Raw genomic sequence first — 18,067 nt, forward strand, 5'->3', positions numbered from 1 at the left:
TGGCAACTATTTTTGACCATATAAAGCTACGATATGACTATCGACATTAGTATTTAATTTACCACCGTTAGATTTAAACTTTGAATCTAGTCTAGTATAAGCGATACCGACTAAATCTTTATCATTATCAGATCCAATATCAAAACCGATAGTACCACCGGAAGTATGACCTCTATACCCTATAAAACCTTTTTGAGTACCTTGCTTACTGATTCCATAAGTTCCTGATATCCAAAAACCTTTATCAAGCACTCTTTCATCTTCATCACCGGCAGCAACCCCAGTAAAACTATTTATTCTGCTAGATACAGTACCTTTGCTTACAGTATAAATGTCTTGAGTCGAATTAAAAATCGTTGCGACTACTTTCTCATCTTCTTTTACTGCTACCTGCATTGTCGCTACTTCTAAAGCTTCAATTCTTGCTTCATCTACATGTTGTGCCTCAAGGATAATAAATTCTTCTTTAGCTTTTTCCTCTTTATCTAATTCTTCAGCTTCTGCTTCTTTAAAAGATTCACTGCTTCCAGTTTGTTCTTGATCTTGTCTTCGGTTTTCACCTTGATTTTGATTTTGTGCTTGCAGCTGAACTTGATTTTGACCCTGCTCCTGTAGTCCTCTTAATTTTAATATTAACGTCCTTAGATCCCCCTTCTCTCTTAATAATTCTGCTATTTGTGCTTGTAGCATCTGCACGGCTTCATTTTCCGGTAAAACTATTACCTCCTTTGCTTCTACATTTCCTTGGCGAGTTATTACTCGTGCTACAGGTACTGGATTTGGAGATAAATCAGGAATTATCGGATTTGCTTCAATTCCTGTTCCAAATTTATCCGTTGTGATATTTTCTATTGTTCCGTCTGCTCTTTCAATCGTAAGTCTAATATCATTTATAAGATTGGCTCTCTCAATATTATCTATATATGCAATAACAGCTCTTCTTTTTGCATCCTTAATTAATTCTTCTTCATATACATTATATGTAACTTGTGTAACACCAGGTTGTGGTTTAAATGGAGAGCGTATATACTCAGATTCCTCGCCATACTTATCAACAACTAAGTTAGCCATCTTATCATCATATTGCTGTTGAGTAAGGTTGCCATTTTGGAATTGATGAGTCAAAAATTCCATATCATTTTTAATCATTAATGCTTTCTCTTGATAAGCTAATACCATTCCTCTTCCATCTTTTATAGCATTAATTTCTGCTTGTGTTAGATATTTCTTATACTCATTTTTTTCTTCTGATTTATCAACAACATTATCATAATATAAAATATAATTGTTACGTTTTTGGTGACGTGGAACTTGAATATTTTCAACAGCTTTTACTATATCGACACCATTTATTACTTCTGTTCTAATATCTTCTTTCAAATTTTTTAGTAATATTTCTTTTTCATGAAGTTGATCAAGTGTTAAGTCCTTATCTCTAAATGCTTTAATACCCTGTAGTTCAAAAGTTCTTCCTGCTTCAATAAGATTATCAGTAACATCTATTTCTTTAATTATATTATCTCTTACATGAAAATATTTTATTTTATAATTATTACCTACAGTAAAACCACTTTTATATCCAATTGTAGGATTAACATTAATTGGTTTTACTTGAACTGGTGGAAGAGCTTTATTAGGGTTTACCGGGATATTGATTATATCATCTTTATTATAGTGCCAGTCATTTGCCTTTATTGTTTCAAGTATTTGTACTTTTCGAGCTAATGTTAATGGTGAATTATTTTCTTTTACTTTATTTAAGGTTCTTTCTATTTCTTTTCTTATGTTTTCATTCGGAGCTTCTCTTAATATAGGTTTAAAGAAGCGAATACCATCAAAATTATCATTAGCTCCTGTAATTTCTGGGTTTATTGCTACATGCGGTACAAATCCTCCTGTTTTAATAGTATTCATAATTATATTTCTTGCAGCTCTTTCTGCTTCTCTTTCAGCTGCAGACCTTAATACGTTCTGACCTTTTGCAGCTTCATTTCGAGCATTTAACTTTGCTTCCACTACTTTTGCATCAATTATCTTCCCTTGTTCATCTCTTAAAATAGGTTTTAAATTTTTTTTCCTTTTAATGCTGCATTAGTACCGATTTCTGCTATATTATTAAAAGCTTCAACGTCCATACCTTTGTCAATAGCACGCTCACGAGCTTCTTTAATATCCGCCTTTGCTGTAGCTTGAGCTTCTAAATTTATGCCGGTTAATATAGTAGTTGCAGCACAAATTAAAATTAATTTAGAAAAGTTTTTTGATTTTATGTTAGACATAATATTCAGTACCCCTTGATAAATAATCATTAATTATAATTTAAAATATTAGTATTTTAGTTACTATTAATGAGAATTATACACGAAAAAAATATTATGTCAAAAAATTTTTGTTATATTTATATAAGATAAAATATAGTGCGATTTAGAATCGCTTTGGACGAGAAAAATTTGAAGATAAGCTATAAAAATTATTGTTAATCATTATAATTTATCCCTAATTGGTAGCTTTATATACCCTTGATACCTTAAGATTTAGTAGGTCAAATTTCAGAATTCATCTTTGCTCACCTATTAAGTATACACCTAACTTAGGCTCACCACTTATTTGATTTTTAACTTTTGAAGTATTTGCGGTATATACTCGTTTTATTTGAAAAATTGATATAAAACCTTATAAGTTAGGAGATAGCAACGTATTATTACATGCTCCATTTCTTGCCCTATAACATTTTAGCTATCTTTACAAATAAAACTTTTTTATAAACTTTTCATTTATTAAAAATATATCAAGCCTTTTAAAATATGTTACATCAGTGTAGATTTTAAGTAACTTATTTAAATAAATCTTAAGATTTAATTTTTATTAATATATAGTTAATTTGTTAATCTACTGAGGTGCATTATATAGAATTTCTTCTATAGCTGCAACAGGTATTATTAAAATTTTTCAGGTATTGCTAACTAAATATAGATATCGTCATTACGAGGAAATGCATAGCAGAGGGCAGAGGCAATCTAGTTTAAAAAATGCTAACTTATAGCATTTTTTGTTATTTTCTGGATTGCCACGTCGCTTCGCTCCTCGCAATGACGATTATAATAATATTATAATTTTCCCCAAACATTACAGCGTCTCCGCAGAAATGATATAGAGCGTTTTTTTGGAATTATGCAGATCAGTTTTTCCGTCTGAGCTAAGGAAATTACAAAGTAATTGACGAAGCAAGGAAGTAAAAAAATTCTAACTTTATAACATTTTTATTATTATTTTCTGGATTGCCACGCTCATTTCATTTGCGTAGCTCAGACGACTCTCGATCCACGCAGGCAATGTTTCCTCGTAATGACGAAAAAATCAAACTGTGCAACAACTGCCTCTATAGCATATTAACCATTCTCATAATGTGGTGTTTCACCAAGTTTATCTACCTCATCTATTTTATTTTCTAAGGATGATGCTATATATGAACTTATAGTTGAGCAAATTAAATCCACTGGAGTATAATCATCATTATCTTTTATACATATTTTTATTCCTGGACATTTTAGTAATATCTTTATTATATCTATGTTTCTTTTTGTATAAGCATAATGCAGTGCTGTTTTACCATAGATGTCTTGTTCGTTTACGTCGCATTTTCTATGTAAATGTATCCTTACATTTGAGATATTATTTTCCAAAACTGCTTTATGCAGTGGTATTGTTTAATTTTATCCATCTTAATTCTTGCTTTATTTTCAAAAAAGTCCCACATAATATGCTACTATAGGTTGTATGTGTGTCTTATAGCATATTATATTTAGTAAAGCAACTATTAATTGAATAAATTTTTAGTTATTTCATACCAACAGTTTTCGGGGATATTTGATTTGTTACTAAAACCGCATATAATTAAATGATCTTTTGCTCTAGTCATTGCAACGTAAAGTAATCTTATATATTCTTGTAGATCCTTTAATTTCTCTGCTTCTTTTAGTTCTTGTAGAAATTTAGGAGTATCAGCAGCACTTGCAGAAAAATACATATCCCCATTATCATGCCAAATAAATTTATTACTACTGATAGGTAGGGTGGTGGAGTCGCATAATATAATAATTGGGGCTTCCAAGCCCTTAGAGCCGTGTACTGTCATCACTCTTATTTTATCAGAATGCTCCATATCACGCTTAATCCAAATATCGTTATTCTCAAACCAAGATACAAAGCTTTGCAAAGAATTATCCATATTATTTGCGTAATTGCTGCTTAGTGTTAGCAGCTCATTTACCATATCATCGATATGTAAATTTAGAGTATTCACAAGTAAATCAAAGAAATTATCGAGAGTAGAATTTTGATAAAGCTCGATAAAAGAAGTAAGTTTATTATATATATCTGGATGTGAGGACAGATTTTCCCACAAACTTTTATCGTTTTTATTTGTTAGAAGTTCATATAATTGTTGCTCGCTAATGCCGATAATCGGTGATTTAAGTAAGGCTGCAAGGTTTAAATCGTCGTAAGGTAAAAGTGCAAATTTAGCTACCGAGATTAAATCCATTATAGGCAAATGCTCTTTAATATTTACTTTATCGCTTGCCTCAACTTTAAGTTTAGTTTTGTTAAGCTCTTTTATCAAATTATTGCTAAATTCATCTCGCTTTCTTACCAAAATCATAAAATCTTTTTCGGATATAGGATTACCGGTTGCTGGTAGAATTTCTTTGCTAGATATTTTTTCCTTTATGAAGCTAACAATTTTTTCTATAAGTAAATCAGCTGATGAAAGAGCATTAGCATAATCTTGTGGCAATGCCCAAAAAAGTTCCTCCTGCTTTTCGCTTGTTACCAAAGACCAAACTGTTACAGAACCGGTATGTGTACGAAATGCAGAAATTACCGGATTATCGGACAGGAAAAGAGTAGGGTAATGAGCTTTTATATATTTAAAAACCTGATGAGTAAATTGTAAAATTTCGCCGCATGATCTATAAGAATATTCAAGTGTAATCTTCTTAAATTTTTTATTTGCTTTAGCAAGATTCGTTTGTAATTTCTCATTCACTAAATTAAAATTCGCAAGATCAGCACCTTGAAAACTATAAATAGATTGTTTATCATCACCAACTATAAAGATGCTACTATCAGGTCTATTAAACTCGGTTATTAAAGTAGAGATTATGTTCCACTGATCACGGCTGGTATCTTGTGCCTCGTCAACAAGTATATGATCAATCTCGCTTTCAAGCTTATGCGATAACCACTCATGTATAGCTTTATTCTGAAATAATTTCTCGGCATGGTAAATTAAATCATCATAATCAAGCAAGTTATTTTCTTCTTTAAATTTCTCATACTTTTCTAGCAAAATATAAGCAAGTTTAGAAAGTAAATTAGTATGATATTCTAGCTCTTCTATGCGATATTCTTCATCTAATTTATAAATCTGAGATGTTAGTTTCTCTAACTCTAACAGCAATTTAGGATGTTTCTTTGTTAGCTCTTTTGATAAAAGACTTTTGCGTTTTTTTCCGTCTTTGGTAAAAAATAACTCTTTCGGCTCTATTTCTAAATCGTAATCTGCAAATAAATTTTTTATCTTATCATAGATATTATTTAGCTCGGATAGTGCTAATCTCTTATTGTGTATTTTTGCCGGAATAGTTTTATGAGTAAATAACTTTTTGAATTTAATTTTTTCGTCAATAATCTCGCTGAAAATATCCTGCAAAGTTATTTCATGAAAACGATTTAGTAAAGTTTTAATTAAATCATTATGTTCATCGCTTAAATAAATCTCATTTCGTATTTTTAGAAAGATATCTTGTAATTGTGTCTCTTCAAGAATCTGGAATTCGGGTGTTATGCCGGCTTCTACGGGAAAAATTTTAAGGATTTTTTGACAAAATGCATGAATGGTATAGATATTTAAAGGCTCATTATTATCAAGCAATTTGCTATATAGATTTTTTGCATTTTCAAGCTCTAAAGCAAGCGGCTTCTGACCACTCATTAAGAAAAGCTCTTGTTCTAGTTGTTTGGGATCACAAAGAGAGAAAGTTTTGAGTTTGTTACTAATTCTTAGCTGCATCTCTATACTAGCTGCATTAGTAAAAGTAAGGCATAATATGTTTTGGAAATTTACTCCTTTGATTAATAGCCGTAAAAACCGATCAGTTAGAATTTTGGTTTTACCTGTGCCGGCAGAAGCCGAGACCCAAATAGAATAATCAGGATCAGAAGCTTGTTGTTGTAGATTGTTCATTTGTTTTTGAATGTGAATTAGGTTTTGCCTATGTCATCCCGTGGCTTGTCCACGGGATCCAGTAATGAAAATCATAAATACAGCAAATTTTTAGAATTAAAAGCTCGATTTATCTTGCTTTATCCTGGATCTAGTTTCCAAGCCACGGGATGACACTGAACGCTTATAAATCCTATAAATTACAACTAAAGATGCGGCGAGTCCAAACCAAGTAAAAGCGTATTCTAAATGATCGTTTCTAATAGCTGCTAAATGATTTATTGACAGTGGTAGCAAAATATCTAGATTGCTAATATCTTTGCTCTCTTCAATGAGATAAAAATTTTCAAGATTTAAGCCTAAAACTTTAGATGCCTCTTGTAAGTCTAGAGTCAACCATACATTGTTTTTAATATCATTGGCAGGTAAGTAGCTACGAGTTTTTTCGGATGGCATAGTAACGCCGATAAGCTCATGAGGTTGGTCATTGGTTGCTTGCGTAATAATATTTTTATTGCGGTTACTAAACCAACCACGTGCTACTAAAATAATTTTGTCTTCATCGGTCTTAAATGGTGTAACTAAATAATAGCCATCCTTTTCACTCGACATTGACCGCCTACCATATAAATATATGTCTTTATCAGGTAAAAAATGCCCAGTAATTTTTACTTTATGATAGGGCAGATTATCTTGAATTTTAGCTAAATCAATTGCAGGAGAGGTAAGATTTTCTTGCATCGATGCTAAAAATAGCTTCTTTTCTTTTAAGCGATTAAGCTGCCAAAAACCTAGTAAGACAAGGATTATAAAGGTGATGAGTACGGTGAGTTTGGTTTTCATAATTAAATTTTAATTTTATAGTATATACTTATGCATATTAACAAAAATAAACAGATTGTAGAAGTTAATATTGAAGTAAAGCTATAACCCATAAAATCAACACATATAGATGATATACTTATAAAAATTATAATAAACAAAGTAATAATAACATTTATAAATGTTATTACATAACCTACCTTATGCTCATCTATATCATATAATATATTGGATAGTGAGGTTGAATAAATTGATTGGTATATAAAAATTAAAGTAAAGTATAATAATAGAGTAAAAAACTCTATATTAATATAATTTATTGTGGATATAATTATACAATTTATAATTATACCTAATGATATAAAATTATTCGCTTTTGATTTAATGGTTGCATATGTAGAACCTAAAATTATTGCTATAGTTGCTACTATTTGAAATAAAGCTATGTTGTTATACCCATTTTCATTAAACTTAGAAGGTAGAAATATCCTAGATATTTGATAATACCCAAAAAAGAAAACATTAGATAAAAGAATATAAAATAAATTTTGTAACTGGAATTTATTTTTTGTTATGTCTTGGGAACATTTAAATAAGGAATATGAAGATATTGAAGCCTTATAACTTTTTAAATCAAGCTTATACCATTTAAAAGTACTATAACAAAGTATAGCTATTAGGCAATTTATTAAATTAATATTTAATACCTGAATAAAATCTTCATTATTAGGTATATATAATAGTAAAATTCCTCCTAAAAAGGCTCCTAAAGTTTTAGCACTGTGGAAAAAAGAAAAACACTTTTTATGTAATTTAGAGTCAATATATCTCTTTATAGATGTTATGGATATATTTCTATTCAATACCTCCAATAAACCACGTAATAAAATTATTATGTATAATATAAATAAGTCATCTAAATTTATATAAAACATATAAATAACTAATAATAGATTAAGAGTACTATTAACTAGTAATATATTTATACCATGGTAATTATTGCTTATTTTAGCAATTATACTACTACCTATTATAGGAAGAATCCACATGACAGAAAAAACTGAAGAGGATAAAAAAAGTGAATTTGTACTATCTAAAATTCTTTTAGATATAAAAATTAATAGTACTACGTTTGATATTGCATGATTTATTGAAGCAGTATAAATTAACAAAAATCGAAAATCTTTAAAAATATTATACAATTTATTAATTTATATATATTTCTTCAGTTTCATATAGCTCTTCATGAAATTCCTTCTTATAAAGTAATAGGGTATTTTCAAAAGCTTTTAAAAGTTCTTTTTTGTCCTCACCTATACCGAAATAAGGATTATGATGCTGATAATATCCAAATATTTTTTGACAATCTTCGTAATATTTACGGGTATCTAGTATATGATAATGCCAAAATATATCAATATCCTCAGAAGGTGGTAGATCTAGAGAATCATATTTTACCCATAAAAATAACATACGTTTGTATTGTTCTTCCACAATATTCAACTTTTGTATACTCCATCCTTCAAATTCTTCTTTTTGCATTTTACTTTTTTGTTGTACAAAATCAAGAGATATTATTTTATCCCACAGAATATTTAATTGTTTATCTTTTTCTATTAAATTATTCATAATATTATTTTATTTACAGAGGTTATAAAGGGATATTACTGATATCCCTTTACAATTTCTTAATCTAAACAACCTGCAGGTTTAGCTGGTTTTTGTATTAAAATAACTTTTTTCATAATTTCCTCAAGATTTTATTATTTAAATTAAATACCAGTTATCAACTAAGCTAATAACTGTACCAATATATATAGCTTATAATATATTTTTATACAAAAAAATATCAACTAAGGCTAGTGATATTTTAGAACTTTATTGTAAAATTACAACCCACAATTGACTTTAAACTTTGAATCAATATATTTAATTTATAAATTAATATCCTATGCTTGCTTTAAAACCCTACTTAGAAATTCCTTATGTTTTTGTAATTCTTCTTTTGTTGGTTTAATAACGGGAATATTCCTATGTGCCTGAGAATCCAAGCGATTATAGCTTAAGTTATTTATTTTAGCAGCTTTATCAAGCATCTTAAAGGCTGACTGCCTACCGCCGGTTAGTTCTACATATACTTCAGCAAGTAAAGCTGCATCTTTAAGAGCACCATGAAGTTGCCTGCCAGAATTATCCACCTTGAATCTTTTACATAAAGCATCAAGGCTATATTTTGATCCAGGAAACATACTTCTAGCCATCACTAAAGTATCAATAGCATGCTCAAGTTCTAGGAGTTTAATTTCAGCTCTTTTTAATAATGATAATTCATGATTTAGAAATTTAACATCGAAAGGTGCATTATGAATAACAAGTTTACTATCGGCAATAAACTCTAAAAAATCATCTGCAATAGTATGAAATAGTGGCTTATCTTTTAGAAATTCACCGGAAATGCCATGAATTCTATAAGCCTCAAATGGCATGTCTCGTTCTGGATTAAGATAGAAATGAAAATGTCTGCCGGTTAGTACCTTATTTACCATTTCAATAGCACCGATCTCAACAATTCGGTGACCGCCTTTTGGATCAAGTCCCGTAGTTTCCGTATCTAAAATTATTTCTCTTAAACTCGACATTCTAAATTTGCTATTAGGTTATTTATTTGTTTTTCCAAGTCTAACATATCAACGCCGCTATTTATAGCAAAATCTGCTTTTGCTATTTTACTCTCCTGCGAAAGCTGAATTTCCTTTATCTTGTTATAGATTTCCACATCAAAAGAAGATCTAGTTGTTGCTCTTTGCATTCTTATTTCTTCAGAGCAATGCACAGTTACGACAAAATCAAAATATTTATCAAATTTAGCTTCATACAATAGAGGTATTTCAGCAAACCCAAATTTGGAGTTTACGTTTTCCTGTTTAAATTGAATTAGTTTTTCTATCAGCAGGGGATAAATAAAATTTTGTAATTTCTCACGTGCGAGATCATTGTTATAAATTAAATTACTAATCTTCCCAATATTAAAAGTTTCAAGCTCCGGCAATAATTTTAAAATACCGGTTTGGATCTTTAAATCTTGATATAATTCTTTTATGCATCTATCGGCACAAAAAGTCTTATATCCTTTTTCTGCTAAATAATCCAAAATAAAAGTTTTGCCCGATGCATAGCTACCGGTAATACCTATTGCTAACATTTTGTTATAAAAATTTTATGTTCATTAGCGAGTTTTATAGTTTTCTCTTCTTCAGCTATAATTACTTGTTTTTTTTGAATTGCAACGCCTTTGTAATTATATTTGGCAAGATTCTTTATAGTATTAACGCCTATAGTTGGTAAATCTAGCCTATTATCTTGTCCAATTTTTGAAAGCTTAATAAGCACTCCACCGCAAGATTTTTTACGTAAGTCTGCACATCTAGCTATTAAATTATCCGTCCCCTCAGCCGCTTCTATGCCAAGCACATAACCATCTTCAACTATAACCGACTGACCTACATCAAATTTACTTAAATGATTTAATAATTTTACCCCAAATTCAATATCTTTTTTATCAGAATTTGTAGGGCTAGTATCAGTTATAATAGTAGAATCGCATTGTTGATTTTGATATATCTCACTACTTGAAATTACCTTAAAGCCATAATTCTCAAAGAATTTAGCTACTATTCTTAATAAATTATCATCCCCACGAATTTTTTGGCTAATTATTTTAAGAAGTAATAAACCACCTATTTTATCCACTGCCAAGTTTTTAAAATTTGGTCTATCGACTCCGCCTATAAAAATAATATTTTGGACGTTATATTGTGTAAAATACTTAATAGCTGCTCCAACCATACCGATTTTAAAAGGTTGATACTCAAAGTCCTTAATTAATTCTATATTAGCTTCGCCCTCTATCGCAGCTATATAACAATTACCACCTTGTTTTTTATAATTATCCGCTATTAAAGAAGGTAGCGAACCTTTACCGGCAATAATCCCAAGATTTGGTAGCATAAAATAGTTTATAATTTAAAATCTAATATTGATTATAAGCGTATTTTAAATATAAATCTAGAAAACCTTTACAAATTAATCAAATTAAGCGATAATAGTAAGTGCTAATATAGCTATAGTAATAAACGTAATTTAGAATAGAGGTTGCGGACTCGGGGGCAGTACCCGACGCCTCCACCAATAATGTGCTATGTCATTCCTGAATGGAACAAAAGCCGTCTTCGGTGTCATCCCGTGGCTTGCTAACTAGATCCAGCATAAAGCGAGATATATCGAGCTTTTAATTTTAAAAAGTTACTTTGTTTGTAATTTTTACTGGATCCCGTGGACAAGCCACGGGATGACAAGCTCTATAAGGCAATGACATAACAATAAAAATAGTGCAATGACAGGGGGGCGAAATAGGATCGACGTGCCTAATAAAAAAATTGCTTTTACTCGGGATGATTCCGCCGCAGGCTTTTGCCTTACGGGTCAAAACAAAGAAACGCAAACGATAACTATCGTTCCGCAGGTACTCCAGCTTTAGCTGTAGCATAAACCTGCACGGCTTGGGGGTTTGCCGGGTAACAGAAAAACCCTCAAATATACTCGTTTTATTTGAAAAATTGGCGTCGTTGTTTTTTGCTTTTAATCTCACGTATTAAGTATATGTAGCTAGTAAAAGCTTCAAAACGCTTGGCTCTTTTCCAAATAAAACTTCGTCTACTTACTTATATTATTTATTTCTTCTATATATGAATATCGAATATAAAAAATTTTTAAATGAATCTATGCTGGAATTTGTAAAAAAGGTTTTAGCAAGGATTCAGCATGAAAATTTATATTGGGACCAATTAATATATATATCATATAAGACTGATCATCCAGCTGTCATTTTGCCTTTAAAAGTTAGACAAGCATACCCAAAAGAAATAACGATAGTACTTCAGAATCAATTTGAGAATATAATAGTAAAAGATACCGGATTTTCTGTAATGTTAAGTTTTAGCGGCATTAAAGAAACAATTTATATACCATTTGATGCTCTTATTAGTTTTGTTGATTCAAGCAATAGTTATAGTTTCACTTTTAATCAGCAATTAAATATACAAAATAATAATACAGCTGAAATATTGAAAATAGAAAAGCAAATTCTGGAAGAAGAAAATAATGATAAAATTGATGAAGCTTTGTTATCAAAAAATGTTATTATGCTAGATAAATTCCGTAACTCTTCTAAGTCTAAACCTATTAAACCTAGTTAAAATATTGAAAGAAGATATATCGAAAGTAGTTATATATACCGATGGTGCATGTTCTGGCAATCCAGGTCCAGGAGGGTGGGGAGCGTTACTTCAATTTAATGAGGTTAATAAGGAAATATTTGGGCATGAACTTGAGACTACTAATAACCGTATGGAAATTACAGCAGCTCTTGAAGCCCTAAAAATTCTAAAAAAACCTTGTCATGTGGAAATTTATACTGATAGTAAATATTTACAACAAGGTATTACCGTTTGGATCCATAATTGGATAAAAAACAACTGGTGTAAAAGCAACAATGAACCAGTTAAAAATGCTGATTTATGGCAAAATTTGTACGAAGAATTAAGCAAACATACTATCATTTGGAAATGGGTGAAAGGACATGCAAGTAATAGCGGTAATATTGCTGCTGATAAACTTGCAGTACAAGGAAGACAAACTGCTATAGAAATTTTAAAATGTCGTGGATAAATAAGTTTTTTATTACTTTTTTTCATAAAAAAGTAGGAGAAGATGAGTTACTAAACCAATATTACGAAAGTAAGAAGCTTGACTATTTAGGGCGTCCTAAAAGATTTGTTATTTATAAAAATGCTAATGAACCAACAAAAATTTCGCCAAGTTGGCATGCATGGTTGCATCATTTAGTAAATGAAGTACCAAAAAATATTAAGCTTTTTTCTTGGCAAGAAAGTAATAAAATAAGCCAAAAATCATCTAAATCATCGAATGCTAGATATAGCAGATGGCAACCATAAATCAACTATTTGGTATAAAAAACAATGAAACAAAACATTATTGAAACAATTATCGGTTTTGCAGTATTAATTATTGCTTTCCTATTCTTAATTTTTGCTTATAAAACTGGTAGTTCTATGACTAACGCCAAAGGCTATCAGCTCACTGCCAGCTTTCAAAGTGCGGAAGGAATATCAGTCGGAAGTGACGTGATGATTTCAGGTATAAAAATCGGTAATGTTAAAAAGATTTTTTTAGATCCAACAAGCTATTTTGCTACTGTATATTTAAATGTCAATGAGAATGTTAAAATACCCAAAGACTCAAAAGCTCAAGTAGTTACTAGTGGTCTACTTGGAGGTAAATATATTGCAATCGTACCAGGAAACGATAATGATTATTTAACACCTAATGAGGAAATAAAATATACTCAATCGGCAATTAATATCGAATCCTTAATTAACAAAATCGTTTCTTCATTCGGTAGTAAGTAAATCTCTCAATATCTGGGCTTTGCTTCCTCTTTTTGGCACTATAAATTTAGTTTTTATATTATATAGTTTTTTAAGAGAACTAATAATTGGTTCAGAATTTTGTATCGGCACGTTAATTATTATTTCTTTAGCAGGTTTTCTTGTTTGATAAAACTGACCTATAAAAGACTCTAAAACTTCCGCTTTAGTATTTGTCTGATTATAAATGGGGGAATAGTTTTGCTCCCCCCATTTCTGTCCTCCTCTGTAAAGCAGAACTTTAATTTGGAATCGGCTATCATCTCTAATTACAATCACATCAGCATCTATTATCCCTTCATATTGTTTTCCAATGCGTAATTTAGATAATTTTATAAGATTGATCCTATCTCTAATTAAAGCTGCTTTTTCAAAATGAGAATGATCGCTTAGAGCCTGCATTTTGAGTGCTAATTTTCCTAGCAATTTTTCTATATTACTTGATAAAAAATCGTTAATCTGCTCTATCAACTCGGCATAATCTTCTTTAGAAATATTACCTGTGCAAGGAGCAAAGCATTTGCCAATTTCATATTCTAAACATGGACGTTTTCTAAAGGCAAAATCGCTATCGCTACAAGTTCGTAGCTTAAAGATTTTTTGTAACTCTGTAATGATCAAGTCGATTTGATGTCCAGAGGTGAAAGGTCCAAACAATTTATTTCCTGTTGAATTATCTAGATAACATTTTACTAATGTAGGGAAGTCATGGTCTGATCGTAGCTTTATATAGCTGGCTGATTTATCTCGTCTAAGTAATATATTAAAACGTGGTTGATGTTGCTTAATTAATTGTGTTTCCAGCAAAAAAGCTTCGCTTTCTGAAATAGTAACTTTATATTCAACTAAATAAACTTGATGCACCATTCTAGCTATTCTGCCACGCAAATTATTTTTACTATAATAGTTTAAACGTTTTTTTTAATTTTTAGCTTTACCTATATAAATAATTTCCTTATCAGAATTATACATTAAATATATTCCTGGTAGAGTAGGAACTAAAGGTAGTAACTTTTTTATTAGGTTTGCTAACATCTAACAAAATAATTTAAATAAATATTAAATATAAATATCATTTTTTATGCAAAAACCAAGTTATTTAAATTTCGATAATAAAAATTATAAATGGAAAAACGATATTGATTATCGTAAAGAGGCTGAAAAATATAGAGTAGGGAAAGGTGAGCAAGGCGTGCTTATTTGTCAGCCTTATAAAAATGAAATATTACCTTTTTGGAAATTTAAAACCCCTGAAATTGCTAAAGAAAGTAGTGAAAAAATATATGATATGTTTTTGAAGTATTTAAATAATAACGATTTTGTTGGGGCAGATATGGCTCGTAAATATTTACAAATGGGCTTTACCAGAAGCAGACGTTACACTAATTATAAGGGGGGTAAAAAATATGATGCTGAGCATGATTACGAGCAGTTAGAAAAAGGAACAGGTGATCCTGAAAAAGCCATAAGTGCTGAGATATTTTTTAAAAAATGGCAAGAAGCGGAAGAAAATGAGAAATATAAAGCTATGAAGAAAGTATGGAAAAAGCAATTTGGTTAAATAAAAATAATGTAATTAAGCTATTGTAAAGAAGATTTTAGAGGTGTATCATCTAACTATAAGCAAAATAATTTGCTTAATAAAACATAAATTAATAAAGGAGTAAATTATGAAAGACTTAAAAGTTGGTTCTGCTAAAGAAGATATCGAAGGAATCAAAAAAGATATAGAGAGCCTAGTTTCAAGGTTACATAATTTAAAAGGTAAATCTGGTGATATCCTAGATGAGCAGCTAGATAATTTATCATCTGTTATGGATCATTACAAACATAAAGGAATAGAAAAAGGTAAAGCTAATGTAGCTGATTTATGTGAGTCGACACGTGACCACCCTTTGCGGAATCTCGCCTACGCTTTTGGTGCAGGTGTATTACTCGCTATTCTTATGAAATAGGTAGTTCAATGTTAAAATCTCTAATATTTGAGTTATTAAAAAGTAGCATGGAGCAGGAAAAAAATCTTACGGTAAGTCGTTTGTATATTTTTTCAATGTTCTAGGTTTAGCTTTAATAATTGCTGCTAATTATCTTTATGTTGCGAATGCGGTAAAATTTTGTTCTCTTATGAATATCGGTATAGCATCTATAGTAATTTCTATTATTATTGAAGCTGTCAGATGTTATCTAAAATACAAAAATAGATATCGTACAATAAATATGTTAAGGGATAAAAGTAGAAATCTAGTAGATGGCGTAAGTGATCAGTTTGCAGATTTAATTCCTAATAAAACCTTGATTAAATATTTACCAACGATTATCCGCTATGTTCCAACCACCATGTTAACATTTTTAATAGGTGTTTACATAAAAAGAAAATTCGCTAAAAATATTACAAATCCGCTTTTAGGTAAATGGTAATAAAATAAGATAATAGTAATTTAAAAATTACTATTATCTTATGGGTAAAATTATGAGTATAATTCTACGTGATCAAAATATAGTTTCGCCTAAGCCTATAATATCATCATTTATGTTGGTTTCTAATATTGGGGCTTCAAGGTTATTTGAGATTAATTGCTCATGAAAATCTTTTACCGGCATATACTGAATAAACTCGCCTTTATAATTACCGCTAATATGAGGTGTAGAGCCATCATAATTAGAAAGAAATTCTACAAGTGTTTTAGTATCTACTTGTTGATTTGCAAAAAATTCGTTAAATTTTTCACAATTAAAACTTGTAACTAAAGAAGATTCGTTTTCGCTAGCAGTGGTGAATAAAATAGCATTTTTGCTGCTTTCTTCCCAAGCCTTATGATATTGACCTGAATAGCAACTTCTAATAAGATATACAGTTTCCTTTGCTAAATCATCTGGAAATTCTGATATTACTTTTTGTAATTTTCCTTCTTCTTTTGAGTCATGAGAATGAATCATTACAAAAACAAAATCTAGTTTTTGGTCTCTAATATTTTTTGCTTCTTTTTGAAGTGTTTCAGATATTTGCTCTGAAAAAAGATATTTAGAACCGGTGCCATATGTTATTAATTGATCAAATAAAGGGCGTAAATTATTATATTCATAATTACAACTATTATAATTCCAAGTTTTCCCCCCATCATCTTGTATAATAAAAGCTAAGTTATTTTTATCTATACTAGTAATTTCGGTAAATATATTATTAAATAATGAATGAAGAGGTATATCTTTTTCATTAATTTTAAGAGTTAAGTTATACTTAAAACTATCTTGATTCATAGCAAATTTTATGAATCTAAGTTTGTTTGCTAAATTATAAACCTTTGTTTCTATATTATTGCTAGTCAGGTTTTTTACACTTTCAAAATCACCTTTAATAAAAGCGATATCTAAATCAGTTGCCTCTAAACGTTTTAGTTCTTTCACTTCTTCAGGGGAGTCAGCTAACTTTTTAATTGTTTTAATAGCAATAGGAAGTAATGCTGTTATTTCTTCATTTTCAGGGTCGTGACTATCTGTTATAGCTTGATCAATTACACATCTTATAATATCAATATAACTATTATTTGCTTTACTAGTTTTAGCAAATTCTACTTTTTTTATATTTTTTAATTGAGTAATTAAACCTTGTAAATTTAAATTAAAAATATCTATATTATGACTATCAAAATTTAATTTTCCATGCATAAATAATTTCCTTTAATAATTATAAATTAACTTTTAGGCATATACCATATAATATGGTTCTAGAGTTTGTCAACAAAAAGCTTATAATAATTAGGATTTCAGTATAATAAATATTAATATAAATTAAACTGTTGATTAGTTTATCAACTTTCTTTTGAAGCAGCGTAAATATTTTACATTAGTTTAATATCAAGCTATTCTTGATTATTATTAAAAAATCTTTAACAGAGGTGATTATGACTAAAGATAAAAAATCAGTTCGATTTAATGAAAATCCACAAATTAAAGAGTTTGATCCAAAACTTGATAAAAATAGCGATATCTATTCTATAAAGAGAAAAATAATTAATATAGTTGACGATGAAGTAGAGGATGAAACTAAATTACTTACTGAAACTCAGTTTCTTGTTTAAAAAACGCCTCATGGTAAAGATTTTAAATATGAGATAACTGGTTTTATTAATAAAGCTGGGGAATATATAACTGAACCTGAGCAAATAAAACAAAACTTAAAATTATATGCTTTTGCAGAATTTGCTGATTTACAAAAAAATATTTTAGGCAAGTTTGATAAGGAGGGTAGTTTAAAAATATCTAAAAATTTTGAAGACGATGAAGAGATAGTATTACGAAAAAATGGTAAGTTATTGTTTGTTAAAACAGAGAAAGGCTTAGTAAATAGGCAAGGAGAATTGAAGAAAGTGAATAAAATTTTACAAAAAGATGGATTCTTTTTTGAAGATTCAGGTAGAGATGTAAAAGTTCCAAAAAGTGCAATAAGTCCTAATGGAAAGCCAAAAAAGTCGATTCTTAAAAGAAGTTAAAATAATATTTTATTCTTATCGTA

General features: G+C 29.6%; 20 protein-coding genes, 1 other RNA gene and 1 pseudogene. 10 read left to right on the top strand and 12 right to left on the bottom strand.

Features of this window, described 5'->3' with window-relative positions:
* Positions 1-6 precede the first annotated feature (6 nt).
* The 10 genes from RBE_RS09095 to RBE_RS01855 form a co-directional block, all read right to left on the bottom strand.
* The gene (locus tag RBE_RS09095) at positions 7-2,016 is read right to left on the bottom strand and encodes an autotransporter outer membrane beta-barrel domain-containing protein (RefSeq protein WP_011477045.1); all 2,010 of its coding nucleotides are present in this window, start codon (positions 2,014-2,016) and stop codon (positions 7-9) included.
* Positions 2,017-2,063: 47 nt separating this feature from the next.
* Positions 2,064-2,279, bottom strand: coding sequence for a hypothetical protein (locus RBE_RS01815; RefSeq protein ID WP_012152090.1), 216 nt, complete (start codon positions 2,277-2,279; stop codon positions 2,064-2,066).
* Positions 2,280-3,389: 1,110 nt separating this feature from the next.
* Entirely contained in the window at positions 3,390-3,683 is a 294-nt protein-coding gene (locus RBE_RS01820; RefSeq protein ID WP_011477047.1) for an ankyrin repeat domain-containing protein, read from the bottom strand.
* 134 nt (positions 3,684-3,817) lie between these two features.
* On the bottom strand, positions 3,818-6,247 hold the full coding sequence (locus tag RBE_RS01825) for a UvrD-helicase domain-containing protein (protein ID WP_011477048.1): 2,430 nt from the start codon (positions 6,245-6,247) through the stop codon (positions 3,818-3,820).
* 96 nt (positions 6,248-6,343) lie between these two features.
* Positions 6,344-7,069, bottom strand: coding sequence for an SURF1 family protein (locus tag RBE_RS01830; RefSeq protein ID WP_011477049.1), 726 nt, complete (start codon positions 7,067-7,069; stop codon positions 6,344-6,346).
* A gap of 2 nt (positions 7,070-7,071) precedes the next feature.
* The gene (locus tag RBE_RS01835; RefSeq protein WP_143549755.1) at positions 7,072-8,097 is read right to left on the bottom strand and encodes an MFS transporter; all 1,026 of its coding nucleotides are present in this window, start codon (positions 8,095-8,097) and stop codon (positions 7,072-7,074) included.
* Between the two features lie 157 nt (positions 8,098-8,254).
* Entirely contained in the window at positions 8,255-8,677 is a 423-nt protein-coding gene (locus RBE_RS01840) for a glycine-rich domain-containing protein (RefSeq protein WP_011477051.1), read from the bottom strand.
* Positions 8,678-8,997: 320 nt separating this feature from the next.
* Entirely contained in the window at positions 8,998-9,687 is a 690-nt protein-coding gene (gene dnaQ / locus RBE_RS01845; RefSeq protein ID WP_011477052.1) for a DNA polymerase III subunit epsilon, read from the bottom strand.
* Positions 9,675-10,250 (bottom strand): dephospho-CoA kinase, encoded by a 576-nt coding sequence (coaE, locus tag RBE_RS01850; protein WP_011477053.1) that lies wholly within the window; start codon positions 10,248-10,250, stop codon positions 9,675-9,677. The genes dnaQ and coaE overlap by 13 nt, the downstream gene beginning before the upstream one ends.
* The gene (locus RBE_RS01855; RefSeq protein ID WP_011477054.1) at positions 10,244-11,056 is read right to left on the bottom strand and encodes an LpxI family protein; all 813 of its coding nucleotides are present in this window, start codon (positions 11,054-11,056) and stop codon (positions 10,244-10,246) included. Before RBE_RS01855 ends, coaE begins: the two co-directional genes overlap by 7 nt.
* A gap of 63 nt (positions 11,057-11,119) precedes the next feature.
* Between RBE_RS01855 and ssrA the strand changes: the two genes are divergently transcribed.
* The 5 genes from ssrA to mlaD all read left to right on the top strand — a co-directional run bounded on the left by ssrA (position 11,120) and on the right by mlaD (position 13,536).
* Positions 11,120-11,641: a transfer-messenger RNA gene (ssrA, locus tag RBE_RS07630) on the top strand.
* Positions 11,642-11,793: 152 nt separating this feature from the next.
* Positions 11,794-12,303: a ClpXP protease specificity-enhancing factor SspB gene (locus RBE_RS01860; protein ID WP_011477055.1), complete on the top strand. Its 510-nt coding sequence runs from the start codon at positions 11,794-11,796 to the stop codon at positions 12,301-12,303.
* Positions 12,304-12,307: 4 nt separating this feature from the next.
* Positions 12,308-12,775: a ribonuclease HI gene (gene rnhA, locus RBE_RS01865; RefSeq protein WP_011477056.1), complete on the top strand. Its 468-nt coding sequence runs from the start codon at positions 12,308-12,310 to the stop codon at positions 12,773-12,775.
* Positions 12,763-13,062 (top strand): NADH-ubiquinone oxidoreductase subunit NDUFA12 family protein, encoded by a 300-nt coding sequence (locus RBE_RS01870; RefSeq protein WP_011477057.1) that lies wholly within the window; start codon positions 12,763-12,765, stop codon positions 13,060-13,062. Before rnhA ends, RBE_RS01870 begins: the two co-directional genes overlap by 13 nt.
* A gap of 24 nt (positions 13,063-13,086) precedes the next feature.
* Positions 13,087-13,536 (top strand): outer membrane lipid asymmetry maintenance protein MlaD, encoded by a 450-nt coding sequence (mlaD, locus tag RBE_RS01875; RefSeq protein WP_011477058.1) that lies wholly within the window; start codon positions 13,087-13,089, stop codon positions 13,534-13,536.
* Here mlaD and RBE_RS01880 read toward each other — a convergent pair.
* Positions 13,519-14,421 (bottom strand): UvrB/UvrC motif-containing protein, encoded by a 903-nt coding sequence (locus tag RBE_RS01880; protein ID WP_143549756.1) that lies wholly within the window; start codon positions 14,419-14,421, stop codon positions 13,519-13,521. The genes mlaD and RBE_RS01880 overlap by 18 nt on opposite strands.
* A 214-nt stretch (positions 14,422-14,635) precedes the next feature.
* Here RBE_RS01880 and RBE_RS01885 point away from each other — a divergent pair, with 214 nt between their 5' ends.
* The 3 genes and pseudogenes from RBE_RS01885 (at position 14,636) to RBE_RS09570 (ending at position 15,972) form a co-directional block, all read left to right on the top strand.
* On the top strand, positions 14,636-15,115 hold the full coding sequence (locus RBE_RS01885) for a DUF4385 domain-containing protein (RefSeq protein WP_011477060.1): 480 nt from the start codon (positions 14,636-14,638) through the stop codon (positions 15,113-15,115).
* A 109-nt stretch (positions 15,116-15,224) separates the two neighbouring features.
* Positions 15,225-15,509 carry a hypothetical protein gene (locus RBE_RS01890; RefSeq protein WP_011477061.1) on the top strand — a complete coding sequence of 95 codons (285 nt, stop codon included), beginning with the start codon at positions 15,225-15,227 and terminating at the stop codon, positions 15,507-15,509.
* 8 nt (positions 15,510-15,517) lie between these two features.
* A pseudogene (locus tag RBE_RS09570) lies at positions 15,518-15,972 on the top strand (hypothetical protein).
* A 72-nt stretch (positions 15,973-16,044) separates the two neighbouring features.
* Here the strand turns inward: RBE_RS09570 and RBE_RS01900 are convergent.
* On the bottom strand, positions 16,045-17,220 hold the full coding sequence (locus tag RBE_RS01900; RefSeq protein ID WP_011477063.1) for a hypothetical protein: 1,176 nt from the start codon (positions 17,218-17,220) through the stop codon (positions 16,045-16,047).
* Positions 17,221-17,456: 236 nt separating this feature from the next.
* Here RBE_RS01900 and RBE_RS08825 point away from each other — a divergent pair, with 236 nt between their 5' ends.
* Positions 17,457-17,633, top strand: coding sequence for a hypothetical protein (locus RBE_RS08825; protein WP_187145747.1), 177 nt, complete (start codon positions 17,457-17,459; stop codon positions 17,631-17,633).
* 33 nt (positions 17,634-17,666) lie between these two features.
* Complete coding sequence (locus RBE_RS09100; RefSeq protein ID WP_045799014.1) at positions 17,667-18,044, top strand: hypothetical protein; 378 nt, start codon at positions 17,667-17,669, stop codon at positions 18,042-18,044.
* The last annotated feature ends 23 nt before the right edge of the window (positions 18,045-18,067 follow it).

Source organism: Rickettsia bellii RML369-C (assembly GCF_000012385.1).
In the GTDB taxonomy this organism is placed as follows: Bacteria; Pseudomonadota; Alphaproteobacteria; order Rickettsiales; family Rickettsiaceae; genus Rickettsia; species Rickettsia bellii.